Source organism: Tessaracoccus aquimaris, from assembly GCF_001997345.1.
GTDB lineage: Bacteria > Actinomycetota > Actinomycetes > Propionibacteriales > Propionibacteriaceae > Arachnia > Arachnia aquimaris.
Window position 1 is genome coordinate 1,499,121 of the sequence record NZ_CP019606.1, and the last position, 14,899, is coordinate 1,514,019.

The 14,899-nt window shown below is 71.4% G+C and carries 13 protein-coding genes; 5 read left to right on the top strand and 8 right to left on the bottom strand.

All coding sequences use genetic code 11. The features are described 5' to 3' along the window. Positions 1-176 precede the first annotated feature (176 nt). Positions 177-1,109: a sigma-70 family RNA polymerase sigma factor gene (locus tag BW730_RS07060; protein ID WP_077685635.1), complete on the top strand. Its 933-nt coding sequence runs from the start codon at positions 177-179 to the stop codon at positions 1,107-1,109. 74 nt (positions 1,110-1,183) lie between these two features. On the opposite strand, the gene BW730_RS07065 is transcribed toward BW730_RS07060, so the two are convergent. From BW730_RS07065 to BW730_RS07085, 4 genes are all read right to left on the bottom strand, one after another. Continuing rightward, entirely contained in the window at positions 1,184-2,038 is an 855-nt protein-coding gene (locus tag BW730_RS07065) for an acyl-CoA thioesterase (protein ID WP_418082032.1), read from the bottom strand. 21 nt (positions 2,039-2,059) lie between these two features. Beyond that, complete coding sequence (gene hrpA / locus BW730_RS07070; protein WP_077685637.1) at positions 2,060-5,854, bottom strand: ATP-dependent RNA helicase HrpA; 3,795 nt, start codon at positions 5,852-5,854, stop codon at positions 2,060-2,062. Continuing rightward, a complete protein-coding gene (locus tag BW730_RS07075) occupies positions 5,851-6,702 on the bottom strand; it encodes a universal stress protein (protein ID WP_226997201.1) in 852 nt (283 codons plus the stop codon). The genes hrpA and BW730_RS07075 overlap by 4 nt, the downstream gene beginning before the upstream one ends. A gap of 152 nt (positions 6,703-6,854) precedes the next feature. Beyond that, entirely contained in the window at positions 6,855-7,265 is a 411-nt protein-coding gene (locus BW730_RS07085) for a pyridoxamine 5'-phosphate oxidase family protein (protein ID WP_077685640.1), read from the bottom strand. A gap of 200 nt (positions 7,266-7,465) precedes the next feature. Between BW730_RS07085 and BW730_RS19175 the strand changes: the two genes are divergently transcribed. Both BW730_RS19175 and BW730_RS07090 read left to right on the top strand, forming a co-directional pair. Then, positions 7,466-7,627, top strand: a complete 162-nt coding sequence (locus tag BW730_RS19175; protein ID WP_226997120.1) for a hypothetical protein — start codon at positions 7,466-7,468, stop codon at positions 7,625-7,627. Next, the gene (locus tag BW730_RS07090) at positions 7,615-8,637 is read left to right on the top strand and encodes an endo-1,4-beta-xylanase (RefSeq protein WP_226997121.1); all 1,023 of its coding nucleotides are present in this window, start codon (positions 7,615-7,617) and stop codon (positions 8,635-8,637) included. Before BW730_RS19175 ends, BW730_RS07090 begins: the two co-directional genes overlap by 13 nt. 181 nt (positions 8,638-8,818) lie before the next feature. Here BW730_RS07090 and BW730_RS07095 read toward each other — a convergent pair whose 3' ends face one another. Continuing rightward, positions 8,819-9,715: a T3SS (YopN, CesT) and YbjN peptide-binding chaperone 1 gene (locus BW730_RS07095; RefSeq protein WP_226997122.1), complete on the bottom strand. Its 897-nt coding sequence runs from the start codon at positions 9,713-9,715 to the stop codon at positions 8,819-8,821. A 72-nt stretch (positions 9,716-9,787) separates the two neighbouring features. Here BW730_RS07095 and BW730_RS07100 point away from each other — a divergent pair, with 72 nt between their 5' ends. Together BW730_RS07100 and BW730_RS07105 are read left to right on the top strand one after the other, a co-directional pair. Beyond that, entirely contained in the window at positions 9,788-10,387 is a 600-nt protein-coding gene (locus BW730_RS07100) for an alpha/beta hydrolase family protein (protein ID WP_077685642.1), read from the top strand. Next, positions 10,360-11,115 (top strand): cobalt-precorrin-6A reductase, encoded by a 756-nt coding sequence (locus tag BW730_RS07105; RefSeq protein WP_145952759.1) that lies wholly within the window; start codon positions 10,360-10,362, stop codon positions 11,113-11,115. The genes BW730_RS07100 and BW730_RS07105 overlap by 28 nt, the downstream gene beginning before the upstream one ends. Here the strand turns inward: BW730_RS07105 and cobA are convergent. From cobA to cobO, 3 genes are read right to left on the bottom strand one after another with little or no spacing between them, the layout of a single operon-like run. Continuing rightward, the gene (gene cobA, locus BW730_RS07110; protein WP_077685643.1) at positions 11,102-11,845 is read right to left on the bottom strand and encodes a uroporphyrinogen-III C-methyltransferase; all 744 of its coding nucleotides are present in this window, start codon (positions 11,843-11,845) and stop codon (positions 11,102-11,104) included. The two genes, BW730_RS07105 and cobA, sit on opposite strands and share 14 nt — an antisense overlap. Continuing rightward, positions 11,835-14,240 (bottom strand): cobyrinate a,c-diamide synthase, encoded by a 2,406-nt coding sequence (locus BW730_RS07115; protein WP_193432369.1) that lies wholly within the window; start codon positions 14,238-14,240, stop codon positions 11,835-11,837. The genes cobA and BW730_RS07115 overlap by 11 nt, the downstream gene beginning before the upstream one ends. After that, entirely contained in the window at positions 14,234-14,827 is a 594-nt protein-coding gene (gene cobO, locus BW730_RS07120; protein WP_077687557.1) for a cob(I)yrinic acid a,c-diamide adenosyltransferase, read from the bottom strand. The genes BW730_RS07115 and cobO overlap by 7 nt, the downstream gene beginning before the upstream one ends. Positions 14,828-14,899: the final 72 nt, after the last annotated feature.

Here is a 14,899-nt window from a genome sequence, read left to right on the forward strand (position 1 = left end):
CGCGTTCCCCGGGTACTCAAACGGCGGTCGGGGGCCGCCCCTACCCACGGTCAGGGTCGACGTGCCCACGCGTCATACTTTGGGCCGATTTCGCCGGAAGCCTCAAAATTCGTGGAACCTCCGGCGCCGGTCATGCGTTGTACAGGGTGACGACTGGCGAAAGGTCTGATTTGAATATGTTTACTTCTGCTCGCATGCGTAGTACCGAAGGCATCGACGGCAAGGACGCGGTGGGGCTCTACCTCGACGCGATCGCCAAGACCCCCCTGCTCACCGCCGTGGGCGAGGTCGACCTTGCTCGCGCTATCGAGGCTGGGCTCTACGCCCAGAAGATCCTCGATGGCGAGGCTACCTCGTCCACCCAAGTGACCGAAGACGAACTGCGGGAGGTCGCCGCCGAGGGCGAGCGCGCCATGCAGCAGTTCATCCAGGCGAACCTGCGTCTGGTGGTGTCGGTCGCCCGCAAGTACGGCCGCTCGCAGATGCCGCTGCTCGACCTGGTCCAGGAGGGCAACACCGGCCTGATCCGCGCGGTCGAGAAGTTCGACTACGCCAAGGGCTTCAAGTTCTCCACGTACGCGACCTGGTGGGTCCGCCAGGCCATCTCCCGTGGCATCGCTCAGCAGGGACGCATCGTCCGGCTGCCCGTGCACGTCGCCGAGCAGGTCAACCAGGTCTCGGCCGTGCGCCGCAACCTGGAGCGCCAGCTCGGACGCGAGCCCGAGCTCGGCGAGATCGCCGAAGAGCTCGGCCTTGAGGAGTCGAAGATCGTCGACCTGCTGCGCTACTCCCGCGACCACGTCTCGCTGGACGCACCTGTCGAGGCTGACGGCGACACGGCGCTCGGCGACCTGATCGCCCGCGAGACGGCCCCCGGGCCCGACGAGATGGTGCTGGACGCCGAGGAGCGTGCCCGTCTGGAGGAGATGCTCTCCGACCTGGACGAGCGTTCCCAGGACGTCGTGCGGCGCCGCTACGGCCTGCTCGACGGGCGCCAGGCGAAGCTGGCCGACATCGGCACCCACTGGGGCATCACCGCCGAGCGGGTGCGCCAGATCGAGCGCCAGGCGCTCGCGCAGATGCGCGCCCGTCAGGGCGTCGCTGCCTGACGCACAACCACTAGCCGGACGCGGCCCGTCACGCTTGCCCTCCCTGGGTCGTGGCGGGCCGCCTCCTTGTCCGGCTACTGCTCGGCCACCACGCGGATCAACCCCTCCTGCGCGCAGGAGGCAACGGCGGCGCCGTCCTGGAACAGCCGACCCATCGCGAAGCCGCGGGCGTTGGAGGCCGACGGCGAGATCATGTCGTAGAGCAGCCACCGGTCGACGTGGACGGGGCGGTGGAACCACATGGCGTGGTCGATCGAGGCGGCCTGAAGGCTCGGCGACAGGAACTCCACCTCGTGCGGGATCGTGGTCACGCTGAGCAGCGTCATGTCGCTCAGGTAGGCAAGCACCGCCGTGTTCAGCAGCGGGGAGTCGGGCATCGGCTGCTTGGTCCGCACCCACGCGCGCATGCTGCCTCCGTGCCTGGTGGGCTCGGGCCGCGACGCGAGGCGCACCTCCAGTGCGTCCCACTCCGAGATCAGTGCGACGCCCTCACCGAAGCGTCGCCCTAGCACCTCCGCCAGTTCCGGCGACGCCTCCGGCGGCGCGACGTCGACCGGCGCGCTTGCGCTGTGGTCGAGACCGGGCTCCGGGTGCTGGAACGACGCCGTCATCTCGAAGATCACCCGGTCCCGCTGCCTCGCGATAACCCGCCGATTGGAGAAGGTGCGACCGTCGCGCATCACCTCGACGTCGAAGTCGAGGGCCGTGTCCGTCGCCCCCGGGCGGAGGAAGTAGGCGTTCAGGGAGTGCGGGATCCGGTCCTCGGCGACCGTGCGGGCCGCGGCGATCAGCGTCTGGCCGAGCACCTGGCCGCCGAACAGGCGCTGCAACTTGGTCCTCGGCTGGGGCCCACGGAAGCTCAGCTCGCCCGTCTGGTCCAGGGCGAACAGGTTGAGCAGCTCGGTCACGTCTTTCGGCACGGGGCCCATCCTCGCACCACCTGGCCGCGACTAGCCAGCTTGGCGGATCGCCTGCCTGATCCGCTTCGCCGAGATCGGCACGGAGGTGCGCAACTGCTGAGCGAAGAGGCTGACGCGGAACTCCTCGATGAGGAAGGCGATCTCCTCGACCTCCGGCCGCAGCGGCCCCGCGGGCTGCGCGTCGATCAGCGCGCCGTAGAGGTCCTCCATCTCGTCGACCTGCGCCTGGAGGCCCGCGTCGCGGACCGGGTTGGCGGGCGCAGCCTCCAGCCGGGCGACCGCCGCCTTCGCGTAGCGGGGAAGCGCCGCGAACCACGGGTCAGGGGTCGCGGAGATGAACCGGTTGAAGAACAGGTTGTCGAGTTGCACCGAGACGTCCCTGCCGGCCTGCGTTGACCCGGCAAGCAGCCGCGCGCGGGTCACCTCCGCCAGTGCGTGCGCGGCCGTGTTGACGACCTCGAGCGTGCGGCCGGGGCACTCCTGCCGCACCGCGAGCGCTACCCGCTGGTAGCCAGCCGCGTCGCGCACCTCTGCCAGGGGCCCCTGCTCGCTGGCCAACTGCTCCCCCGCCTTGAGCCATGCGTCGGCGAGCAGGTCGGGGACGCTCGGGTAGGCCGAGTCGGCAAGTGAGAGCTTCTCCAGGCGCCCCATGTGCGCCACCACCCATTTCAGCGGCTCCGGGTTGGTCAGCGTCAGGAGCCTGCGGACACCGTGCGCGTGCGACCGGTCGGCCTTTGCCGCCTCGTCCACGACGGCGACGCCGACGCTGACTCCCTCGTCGACGAGTGCCGGGTAGCCGACCACCCCCTTCGCGACGCTCGTCTGCCTGGGGATGGCGCCGAACGTCCAGGACCGCTGGCCGGTGGTGGCGATGCCGCCCGCGGAGCGGGTCAGCTTCTCGGCGACCTTGGGCGACAGCCGCTCGGAGAGCTCGTCGAGGTCGGTGCCGCGCGCGATCTCGCGGCCGTTGTCGATGATCACGAAGGTCGGGCGCAGGTGCGAACCCAGCTTGGCCGGGTCGAAGTCCTTGGCGGTGACGACGGTGCCCGTGAGCGCCGTCAGGGCCCTCGCAAGGCCCGTCGGGAACGAGCCCTCGCGCGGCGCGTCGGCGAGCCACTCCAGCGCGCGGGCGGCGTGGTCGGGGGCAGGCACGAAGCTGGTGCGCAGCGACTTCGGGAGGGTGCGGATCAGCTCGGTGGCCAGTTCGCGCCTCAGCCCTGGCACCTGCCAACTGAAGGTGGCGTCGTCGAGTTGGTTGAGCAGTTCAAGCCGGACGGTGACGGTGACGCCGTCGGAGCCTGCGCCCGGGTCGTAGACGTAGCTGATGGGGAGCTTGTGCTGGCCGACCTCCCAGCGGTCGGGGAAGTCGGAGGGGCGCAGCAGTTCCGGGTTGACGACCACGTCGTCGAGGGTCAGCCGCGGCCACTGGTCCTCCGGGGTGCGGCGCAGCCACTTGTCGAAGGTGGCGCCGGAGACGACCTCGCTTGGCACGCGCGCCTCGAAGAAGGCGTACAGCGCGTCGTCGGAGGCGAGCAGGTCGGGGCGGCGCATCCGGTCGGTGACCTTCTCGCCCTCCTTGACGGTCGCCCGGTTGGCGGCGATCAGCTTGCTCCTTGTCTCCCACTCCCCCTCGACCAGGGCGCTGCGGATGAAGATCTCGCGGGCCTCGACGGGGTGGTCGGCCGCGTAGTTGGTGCGCCGGGCCGCCACGATCGGGACCCCGAACAGGCTGATCTTCTCGTTGGCCTGCACCGAGGCGGTGCGGCTGGACCAGTGCGGCTCGGAGACGGTCCGGGTCAGCACGTGGCCGCCGACCTGTTCGACCATCTCGGGGGTGATGGCGGCGACGGTGCGCGCCCACAGCCGCGACGTCTCGACCAGTTCGAAGGCCATCACCAGCGGCGGGGTGGACCTCGCAAGCGCCGAGCCGGGCTGGATCGCGAACCTGGCCCCGCGCGCGCCCTGGTACTCCGTGAGAGGGCGGCGCTTGCCCGGTTGCTTCTTAGCGCGCTCCTGTTCGGCGAGGCCGACGTTGGACAGCAGCCCGCTGAGCAGGCAGGTCAGCACCTCGGGCATCGCGCCGCGCCCCGTGGTGTCGAGGTCCAGTTCGCGGGTGGCCTCCTTCAACTGGGAGACCAGGTCTTCCCACTCGCGGAACCGGACGAAGCTCAGGTACTCGGAGCGGCACAGCCTGCGGAAGGCGCTGCTGCCCATCTCGCGGCGCTTGGTGCGCAGATAGGTCCAGATGTTGAGCAGCACCTCGAAGTCGCCGCCCTCGGGCGAGCGGGAGGTCTGTTGCTGCTCGGGCCGGGTTCCCGTGTGGGCGGTGTGGCGCCTCGGCTCGGCCCCCGACGGTTCTGGCGCCGGCTCGCTGCCCGGGACCCCTCCCCAGAACCTGCGGTGCAGTTCGTCTGCCTGCTGCTGGAACTCGGCGGGGCGCTCGCGCACGTCAGGCACCGTCAGTCCGGCGACCAGGACCAGCACCGTCGCAAGTGCGTCGCGCCGTGCGCCCTCGATCAGCATCCGGCCGAGCCTCGGGTCAACCGGCATCCGCGCGAGCATCCGGCCGGTGCGGGTCAGCCTCAACCGGTCGTGGCGCTTGCGCGGATGGATGGCGCCCAGTTCGCTGAGCACGCGGACGCCGTCGTTGATGTGGGAGGTGACGGGGGCCTCCACGAACGGGAACGACTCGATGTCACCGAGGCCGGCCTGCGCCATCAGGAGGATGACGGTGGCGAGGTTGGTGCGCAGGATCTCCGGGTCGGAGAACTCGGGCCGCCCCGTGAAGTCCTCCTCCGAGTACAGCCGGATCGCAACGCCAGGGCCGACCCGGCCGCAGCGGCCTGCGCGCTGGTTGGCGGAGGCCTGCGACACCGGCTCGATCGGAAGTCGCTGCACCTTCGTCCGTGCCGAGTAGCGCGAGATGCGGGCGGTGCCCGCGTCGATCACGTAGCGGATCCGCGGGACGGTGATGGAGGTCTCTGCGACGTTGGTGGCGAGCACGACCCGGCGGGCCGCCTTCGGCGCGAAGACCCGCTGCTGGTCGGCCGAGGACAGCCGGGCGAACAGTGGGAGCACCTCGAGTCCGGTGCCGAGGGCGTCGATGGCGTCGGCGGTGTCGCGGATCTCGCGCTCCCCGCTGAGGAACACCAGGATGTCGCCGGTGGAGGATGTCGTGACGATCTCCTCGACCGCTGAGGTGATCTGGTCGATCTCGTCCTCGCCCTCGTCGGGCTCGCGGTAGACGACGTCGACCGGATAGGTGCGACCGGACACCTCGACGACCGGGGCGCCGTCGAAGTGCTCGGAGAAGCGGGCGGTGTCGATCGTGGCGGAGGTGACGATGACGCGCAGGTCGGGGCGCTTGGGCAGCAACTGCTTGAGATAGCCGAGCAGGAAGTCGATGTTGAGGCTGCGCTCGTGCGCCTCGTCGATGATGATCGTGTCGTAGCGGCTCAGCATCCGGTCGTGGGTCAGTTCCGACAGCAGGATGCCGTCGGTCATCACCTTCACCCGCGTCCTGGCGCTCACCTTGCGCGTGAAGCGCACCTGGTAGCCGACGAACTCGCCGAGATCGACCCCGCACTCGGACGCGATCCGCTGCGCGACGGTCCGGGCGGCGATCCTGCGCGGCTGCGTGTGCGCGATCCGCTCCCTGCCCGCGAGCAGGCAGATCTTGGGGAGCTGCGTCGTCTTGCCGGAGCCGGTCTCGCCGGCCACGACGACGACCTGGTTGTCGCGGATCAGTTGCGCGATGTGTTCCGCCTCCGCCGCGATCGGCAGGGACGGGTCGACCTCGATGGTGGGGGTTGGCTTCCCCGTCATCCGTGCGTGATGAACAACGGGCACTCCGCGTGGGCCATCAGGCCGCGCAGCAGGCCGCCGAGCCCAAAGCCCGGAATCGTGGACTCCCCCACGCCGAGCACCAGCAGGTCGTAGTTGGCGCTGCGGCTGACGAGTTCGTTGATGGGGCTGTCTGCCGCGACCTGCACGTCGTAGACGACCTCGGGGAAGTCGGGGGCGATGCCCTGCGCGATCGCCTCGATGCCGCCCTGCGCGAAGCGAAGCTGCTCGTCGAGCTGCGACGGGCTGAGCCTGCGGGAGAACAGCCCGACGGGGGGCTGCACCGCGTGCACGACCTCGAGCCGACTGCCGAGCCGCTGGGCCTGCTGGAAGCCCGCCCGGAGGATCGTCTCCGAGCCGGGCGAGGTCTGCAGACCCACTCCGACGATGCCCTTCGACCCGACGGGGTCGGGGTGTGCTGCGGCGGAGATCACGATGACGGGGCACGACGCGTTGGCGACCACCGCGACGGAGGTGGAGCCGACGAACATCCGCTCGAGGCCGGAGGCGGCGCGGCGGCCGACGACCACCAGGTCGGCAACCTCGCTGAGGCGGGCCATCACGCCACCGGGCGAGCCCATCACGACCTCGGTCTTGAGGTGGGCCGGGTCGAGCCCGATCTCCAGGGCGAGTGCCTTTGCTTCCTCGTTGGCGGTGACTCCCGCTGCCTGCAGCACCTCGGGGTCGTAGACGACGCCCCAGGCGCCCGCCATCAGGGTGTCGTCGACGGCGTTGACGAGCATCAGTTCCGCGTCGTGACGCTTGGCGGTGTTTGCGCCGAAGCGGACGGCGCGCAGGCCGTCGTCGCTGCCGTCGACACCGACGACGATGAGCGGGACGTGCGGCTTGGCGGGATCGGAGTCGGTCCCCTCCTCGACGGGCCACGGACGCTTGACCTCGTGGCGCGGGGTCTCTTCAAGGGTCTCTTGGGGGTCTCCGGATCGACCTGATCGTTGTGGGGGGTGGTGGGCTCAGTCATGAGTCAACTCCTTTTCGTTCCGGACATCACGCGCCCGCTGATGGCGCCTGGGCTGACGGCGATCCACACGGAGCGCTCACCGTCGAGCCAGCTGATCGGCTTGTCTTCGTCCGCCTCGACGCGGGCGGTGGTTCCCTGCACGAGCACCGACCAGCCGATGATGGCCTCACCGTCGATGTCGTCGACCTCGAAGGCCACCTCTGTTGGCTCGGCGAGCCGCGACAGGCTGCTTCCCTCGGCCGTCTGGAAGACGACCCTGGAGTCGCTGACCCGGAAGTTGACGGGGACCACGACGATCCCGTTGGCTCCGTGCCACGCGAGCCTGCCGACCTCGGCCTCCGCAAGCAGGGCCCAACACTCATCGGCGTCTAGCCGCGAGAAATAGGTCACGCCCTGGCCGGGTTCACTCGTCATGGGAGCAGACTATCGCGCGCGGGCCTGACTTCGCGTCCGCCCGGCATGCTCACCCATCCCGGGTAGGAGACGGCCACGGCCCGCGACGGCCGTCGAAACGTTCCGAAACCCCTGGCCCCGCGTCGAGGCGCCGACTTATCCTCCGTTTAGTTCCGCCTCGCACCAAAAGGCGGGCGCATCGAGACAAAGGAGTTCATCAGATGCGAACCTTCTCCCGACCCGTGCGCGGAGGCCTCGCCGTCGCGGCCTCAGCGGCGCTAGCCCTCTCCTCCACACCAGCGGTCGCGGCCGGCCCCACGCTGCGCGACACCGGCCCCGACCGGCCGTTGATCGGTACCGCCGCCTGGGCATGCGCGACCTGATCGGCTACCAGAAGTCGGCCCCGACAAGGTTCCAGCAGATCCTCGGCGCGCAGTTCGACTCGATCACCCCCGAGAACGACATGAAGTGGGCCGAGATCCATCCCTCCCCCGGCGTCTACGACTTCGAGCGCGCCGACGCCGTCATGCGCTTCGCCCAACTGAACAAGCAGCAGGTCCGCGGTCACACGCTGCTGTGGCACAGCCAGAACCCCGCGTGGGTCAACGAGGCGAGCACGACGTGGACCTGCGACGAGGCCCGCGCGGTCCTGAAGGACCACATCACCACCGTCGTCGGGCGCTACAAGAACAAGATCTACGAGTGGGACGTCGCCAACGAGATCTTCCAGGACACCTGGGACAACGGGGGCGTGAGGCTGCGCACCGAGGCGAACCCGTTCCTCAAGGCGTGCGCCGCCGATCCGGAGGCGTTGATCGGCGACGCCTTCCGGTGGGCCCACCAGGCCGACAAGAAGGCGCTGCTGTTCCTCAACGACTACAACGCGGAGGGGATCAACGAGAAGACCGACGCCTACTACGCGTTGGCGAAGCGACTGCTGGCCGACGGCGTCCCGCTGCACGGCTTCGGCGCCCAGGCCCACCTGAGCCTGCAGTACGGCTACGACGGAGGGCTCGACGCAAACCTGAAGCGGTTCTCCGACCTCGGGCTCAAGGTGGCCATCACCGAGGCTGACGTGCGCATCCCCGGCGTCGAGGGCCGCGAACCGACGGCCGCCGAGGTCGCCGAACACGCCAGCCGCCACGTGCGGCTCCTCGAGAGTTGCCTCGCCAACGAGGCCTGCACCAGCTTCACTGTGTGGGGATTCAACGACGACTACTCGTGGGTCCCACAGACGTTCGCGGGTGAGGGCTGGGCGACGCTGATGACCGGCGACTACCAGCCGAAGCCGGCCTTCGACGCGATGGTCGCGGCCCTCACGGACGCCAAGCCCGCGAAGATGCCGTGCGCGAAGAAGCCCGACCTGAAGCCCTGCCAGACGGGCAAGCGGTAACGGCCGGCCGGTCGATAGTGGGCCGCCCGGCCCGGGCTGGCCCCTAGCGTTGAGCAGTAGCGCGGGTTCGTTGGTCGGAGAGCCGCGTTGTAGCGTTCCAATCGGAAACGAACACGCAATGCTGCTCAACGCCTGCGCAGCCCAAAGGCCGGGCCGCTCGACGACGCGCGGGGGTTGAGCGTCAGAGCGACTGGAACGTGGTGCGACCGCCGAGCCGGGCGGCCAGTTCGTCGTCGATGCCGTCGGCGATCTGGCTGACCGCCCGCAGCGCCTGCTGCAGGTGGGCGGGCACGAAGGGCTGGGACGGGACCGACAACTGCACGAAGACCCGATCGCGGTGCAGGGAGAACCGACCGAAGCGGGACTCGACGTTGAGGTCGTTGAGCACCTCACAGGCCCGCGAGCGCCCGGCGACGTCGTGCACGAGCGGCGCGAACAGCAGCAGTTCCGCGGCGTCGCTTGTCGAGCGCAGGAACACCATGGTCGACCCGACGCGAATCGCCACGTCGCCCTGCTCGTTGCGCAGCGTCGGGTGCCCGAACTCGCGGCGCAGGATCTCGTCGACGAGTTGGTCGAGCTCGGCCTGGCTCGCGGTGCGCACCGGGGTCTCGTCCTTGCTGAGCGGGCGCGGGGCGAGCGGCGTCCAGGTGCTCTCCCCCTTGAGGATCTCCGCCAGCTGGTCCGGCTCGAGGAAGATGGGGTGCAGCACGCCGAACACGTCGGCGAGCGTGTCCGTTGCGAGCCGGGCCAGCTCCGCGGAGGCCTCCTGGTCTGTCAGGGTGTGGAAGAAGGGCTCTCCGTCGGCCGGTTCGCTCCAGCCGAGCGCCCGCAACTGCTGCTCCTCGTCGGGGGTCGCCTGCCCGGCGGCCGATCCGGCGACGTAGGCGCCGATCTGCTCGGGTGCCACCATCGAGAAGCGGATCCCGGCGCGCGGCGCGTCCTCGGCGGTTGAGGCGACCGAGATGTTGAGGTCGGCCGTCGCGTCCATGACCGAGAGCACCTCGTCGAGTCGGCGGGAGAACTCGTCCCACGCCTCCTTCTGGGTGTTGTCGAAGTCGAAGTCCTGATAGTCACTCACGTAGCTGTACCTCCACGACCAACCTAATACACACATCTCCAGTGGGACAGCGGGGCACCCTACGATCGCCCTATGAGCTCGTTCGATGTTGAGACCCGGCACGGCCGGGCGGTCGTTAGGATGGCCGCCCCGGAGGGGGCCCGGGGCCTGCTGGTGCTCGGCCCCGGCGCAAGCGGCCAAACGGGCTCTGCCGACCTGGCGCTGGCGTGTTCGGTCGCCGGGTCGCTGGGGATGGCCGCCGCCGTCGTGCAACCGCCCTACGCCGTCGCGGGCCGCAGGGTGCCGCCGCGCGGGGCGTCGACGGACGAGGCGTTCGCGGACGTGGTGGCGGTGTTGCGGGAACGCTTCCCGGACGGCCCGCTGGTCACCGGCGGCCGGTCCTTCGGAGGGCGGGTCGCGTGCCGCACCGTCGAGGCGACGGGCGCCGACGCCGTGCTCTGCCTCGCGTTCCCGCTGCAGCCCCCGGGCGATCGGCCGTCGCGGCAACCGGAACTGACCCCCGTCGAGGTGCCGTGCCTGATCGTGCAGGGGCGAGGCGACGCCTTCGGGGTGCCTATCGCGCCACCCAACGGGGAACTGGTGCTGGTCGACGGCGACCACTCGCTGAAGAAGGACCATGCCGCGATCCGCGAGGCGCTCAGCAGGTGGCTGACCGAGCGGTTGGCGTCGTGATCCTGCTGCTCGGCGGCACCGCCGAGGGCCGCGAACTGGCCTCCGCCCTGGAGACCGAGGGTCGTCCGGCCGTGCTGTCGCTCGCAGGTCGCACCGCGGACCCACTGACGGCCGGGCCCGTCAGGATCGGCGGCTTCGGCGGCGTGGAGGGGCTGATCGCCTACCTGCGCGCGGAGCGGGTCTCGGCGATCGTCGACGCGACGCATCCGTTCGCGACCACCATGTCGCGCAACGCGGCGGCCGCGGCCCGGGCGACCGGGGTGCCGATCCTCCGCCTCGAACGTCCGGGCTGGTCGGACGCGGAGGGCGCCGCCGGCTGGCGCTGGGTCGACGACCACGCCTCCGCGGCCGCGGAGGTAGTGGCCCTCGGCGCCCAGAACGTGCTGCTGACGGTGGGCAGGCAGCACACGCTCGACTACGGCCTGCTCGCCGACCGCACGGTGATCGCGCGGGTGGCCGAGCCTCCGGACGGCGAAGTCCCTGACTGCTGGCGCCTGCTGATCGCCCGCGGCCCGTTCGACCTGGCGCGCGAGCGGGAACTGTTCGCCGAGCACCGGATCGACTGCCTTGTCACGAAGGACTCCGGAGGAACGCACACCGCCGCGAAGTTGACCGCGGCCGCCGAGTCTGGCGCCGCCGTGGTGGTGGTGCGCCGCGAGCCCCCGGCCGTAGGGGTCGCGACGGTGGGCAGCGTCGAGGCGGCCCTCGACTGGCTCAGCCGAGGCTGAGGCCGGCGACCTCCCCGATCACGACGATGGCCGGCGGTGCGACCCCGGCCGACGCCGCGACCGCCGCGATGTCGGCGAGGGGGGCCCGCCAGGTGGCCTGAGCCGCGGTCGACCCGTCCGCCACGACGGCGGCAGGCGTGGCCGCGTCGAGGCCCGCCTCCATCAGGGCCGCCGCGATCTGAGGCAGGTTCTTGACGGCCATCAGCAGCACGAGCGTGGTGCCGGAGGCCGCGAGCGCCGCCCAGTCGAGCGTGCAGCGGGGATCGCCCGGCGGCACGTGCCCGCTGACGACCGTGAAGCCCTGCGTCAGGCCTCGATGGGTGACGGGGATGCCCGCCAGGGCAGGCACCGAGACGGCCGAGGTGACGCCCGGGATGACCCTCACCGGGATGCCCGCCTCGGCGCAGGCGAGCCATTCCTCTCCGCCGCGTCCGAAGACGTAGTTGTCGCCTCCCTTGAGTCGCACCACCCGCAGGCCCTTCCGTGCGAGGTCGATCAGCAGCGCGTTGATGTCCTCCTGCGGCGTGAACGGGCCGCGCGGGATCTTGCCGACGCTGATCAGTTCGGTCTCGGTGGAGACGTCGGCGAGGGCGGCGTTGGCGCCGAGCCGGTCGTGCACGATGACGTCGGCCTGGCGCAGCGCGCGGAGCGCCGCGACGGTGAGCAGGTCGGGGTCGCCGGGGCCTCCGCCGACCAGCACGACCTCGCCTGGGGTGAGTTCAGCCTGCATGGTGTTCCTTGATCTGGGTGATGGCCTCGACGAGCCGTTGGTGGGTGTGGGGGTCGCGGACCGCGAGCCGCAGCCAGGTGGGGCCGAGGCCGGGGAAGGTCTCGCCCCTGCGGACCGCGAGGCCGCGGTCGGCGAGGTCGGCGCGCAGCGAGTGCCGGGCGATCGGCGAGGTGTCGACCAGCACGAACGGCGCCTCCCCCTCGACAGGGTCAAGCCCGATGCCGGTGAGCCGGGCGACGAGGTCGGCCCGCGCGACGCGCGCCTCCAGCGCCAGCGCCGCGGCCTCTGCCGCGCGCTCCGGCGCGAGGCAGGCGACGGTGGCGGCGACGGCGGGGCTGGACACGGACCACGGCGGTTGCTGCGCGGCGAGCGACGCGACGAGCGCGGGGTCGCCGACGACGTAGCCGGCCCGGATGCCTGCCAGCGCCCACGTCTTGGTCAGGGAGCGCAGCACGAGGATCCCGGGCATCTCGGGCGCGATCAGGGTCTCTGGTTCGCCGACGACGGCGTCCAGGAAGGCCTCGTCGACGACGAGGGTCCCGGCGCGCAGCGCGAGCAGCGCGTCCCTTGAGTGGAGCACCCCGGTCGGGTTGGTGGGGTTGCCGACCACGATGAGCTCGGCGGCCGGAACCGCTGCAGGGTCCAGCCGGAAGCCCTCCTCGGGGCGCAGCAGGTGGCGGCGCGGGGTCCTTCCGGCCGCGAGCAGCGCGGCCTCGGGTTCGGTGAATTGGGGGTGAATCACCAGGGCGTCGCCGTGGATCGCGCGGGCGATCAGGGTGAACGCCTCCGCGGCGCCTGCGACCGGGAGCACCATCTCGGCGGCGACGCCGTGGTGGGCGGCGATCGCCTGCCTGGCCGGCTCCGGGTCGGGGTAGGCGGCCCAGTCGGCGTCATCGGTGATGGCGCGCACCAGCCAGTCGGGGGTGTGCGGTTGGCGGACGTTGACGGCGAGGTCGGTCAGGCCGGGCGCGAGGTCGCGGTCGCCGTGGTGCAGCAGATCGGGCTCGGCTGGTGCCTTCTCGGGCGGCGTTGGCGCCGCCCACGGGGTCGGGGCCCACGTCGTCGGGTCGGCGGCGAACGCGTGCGCGGCGTCGGCGAAGCGCTGGGCGAGGCGCGGATGGCCGGCCCAGTGGACGTGCAGGTAGGAGGCGCTGAGAGTGGCGCTGGCGACGCCGTCGGGGCGGCCATCCAGCAGCCACGCGGGATCGCCGGTGGTGACGGTGGCGGTGCGGTGGAACTCGTGACCCGTGACCCTCTCCCCCGGCCTGCCGAGCAGCGTGGCGCGCTCGGTGGTGGCCTCCCGGTAGCCCATCGTGAGGCGCCCCGTCATGGCGGCCGTGCCGGGCAGCGCGCCCGCCATCTGTTCGCCGTCGAGGCTGTCGCACAGGTACAGCAGGCCCGCGCATTCGGCGACCGTCGGCAGCCCCGCGGCGACCGCGGAGGCGATGTCGGCGCGGAGGGAGCGGTTGGCGGCGAGCCGGTCGGCGTGCATCTCGGGGAAGCCACCGCCGATCCACAGCGCGGCCGTGTCCTCCGGCAGCGCGTCGGCCGTGAGGGGGTCGAACTCGATGGGCTCGCAACCGGCGGCCACCAGCAGTTCCTCGGTCTCCGGGTAGCGGAAGGTGAAGGCGCGACCGCCCGCGACGGCGACCCGCGGCCTGAGCGGACCGGCCTGCCGGACGACAGCGGTCGGGTCCCACGGCAGCGCGTCGATCGCCGGCGCGGTGTGAGCCAGGGCGGCGACGGCGTCGAGGTCGACGTGCGCGGCGACCGCCTCCCCGATGGCCCGGATGCCCGCGTCGTCGCGCTCCGCGGCGGGCACGAGGCCGAGGTGCCGCGAGGGCGCCTCGATCGCCAGGTTGCGCGGCAGCACGCCGAGCACCGGCAGGCCGACGGCGTCGCGCGCCTCCTTCGCGTGCCGGGGGCTGCCGACCTGGTTGAGGATCACCCCCGCGACGCGGACGGTCGGGTCGAACGTGGCCATGCCGTGCACCAGGGCGCCGATGCTCCGGGAGGCGTGCCGCGCGTCGACGACCAGGATCACTGGCGCGTCGAGGAGTCGGGCGACGTGCGCCGTCGAGGCGAAGCCTCCGGTGCCGAGCCGCCCGTCGAACAGGCCCATCACCCCCTCGATGACGGCGAGGTCGGCGCCATGTGAGCCGTGCAGCAAGAGCGGCGCGATGAGGTCCTCGCCCGTCAGGAAGGGGTCGAGGTTACGCCCGGGTCGCCCGGCGGCGAGGCCGTGGTAGCCGGGGTCGATGTAGTCGGGCCCGACCTTGAACGGGGAGACGCGGGTACCGCGGTCGGTGAGCGCGGCCATCAGGCCGGTGGCGACGGTGGTCTTGCCCTGCCCCGACGCGGGGGCCGCGATGACCACCCTTGGGAGGCTCACCATTCGATACCCACCTGGCCGCGCTGCCCGTCATCGAAGGGGTGCTTGATCTTGGTCATGTCGGTGACGAGGTCGGCTTCCGCGACGATCGCGGCTGGGCAGCGGCGTCCGGTGATGACGACGTGCTGCGTGCCGGGGCGGGTGCGAAGGGTCTCGGCGACCTCGTCGGCGTCGATCCACCCCCAGTCCATCGGGTAGGTGAACTCGTCGAGCAGCCAGAACCGGTGCCGCTGCTGCTCGATGCCCTCCCGGATGGCCCGCCAGCCCTCGACCGCGGCGGCGCGGGCGTCGGTCGGGTCGGTGGCGCGCGCCCAGGACCAACCGGTGCCCATGGTCTCCCAGGTGACGTCGCCGCTCAGCGCGCCGAGGGCGAGCAGCGCGTCACGCTCCCCCGGCTTCCAGGCCGCGGACTTGACGAACTGGTAGACGCCGATGGACCAGCCCTGCGCCCAGGCGCGGAGCGCGACCCCGCAGGCCGCGGTTGTCTTGCCCTTGCCGTCTCCCGTGTTGACGAGTAGAACGGGCCGGTTGCGGCGCTCTCTTGTGGTGAGTCCGTCGTCCGGGGCTGCGGGGGTGGTGCCGCGGCTCATCGGGTCGTCTCGGGACGGATGGCGTTCATCGGGGTCCTCCTGCAGGTCCGCGCCTGCTGTCGTGATCGGTGT

What these genes read in the sequence shown, in the direction of transcription:
- BW730_RS07060 (WP_077685635.1), top strand. Translation starts at nt 177, where the DNA reads ATGTTTACTTCTGCTCGCATGCGTAGTACCGAAGGCATCGACGGCAAG.
- BW730_RS07115 (WP_193432369.1), bottom strand. Translation starts at nt 14,240, where the DNA reads ATGGTGAGCCTCCCAAGGGTGGTCATCGCGGCCCCCGCGTCGGGGCAG.
- BW730_RS07085 (WP_077685640.1), bottom strand. Translation starts at nt 7,265, where the DNA reads ATGACGAGTGAACCCGGCCAGGGCGTGACCTATTTCTCGCGGCTAGAC.
- BW730_RS07065 (WP_418082032.1), bottom strand. Translation starts at nt 2,038, where the DNA reads ATGGGCCCCGTGCCGAAAGACGTGACCGAGCTGCTCAACCTGTTCGCC.
- BW730_RS19175 (WP_226997120.1), top strand. Translation starts at nt 7,466, where the DNA reads ATGCGAACCTTCTCCCGACCCGTGCGCGGAGGCCTCGCCGTCGCGGCC.
- hrpA (WP_077685637.1), bottom strand. Translation starts at nt 5,854, where the DNA reads ATGACGGGGAAGCCAACCCCCACCATCGAGGTCGACCCGTCCCTGCCG.
- BW730_RS07100 (WP_077685642.1), top strand. Translation starts at nt 9,788, where the DNA reads ATGAGCTCGTTCGATGTTGAGACCCGGCACGGCCGGGCGGTCGTTAGG.
- BW730_RS07090 (WP_226997121.1), top strand. Translation starts at nt 7,615, where the DNA reads ATGCGCGACCTGATCGGCTACCAGAAGTCGGCCCCGACAAGGTTCCAG.
- cobA (WP_077685643.1), bottom strand. Translation starts at nt 11,845, where the DNA reads ATGCAGGCTGAACTCACCCCAGGCGAGGTCGTGCTGGTCGGCGGAGGC.
- cobO (WP_077687557.1), bottom strand. Translation starts at nt 14,827, where the DNA reads ATGAGCCGCGGCACCACCCCCGCAGCCCCGGACGACGGACTCACCACA.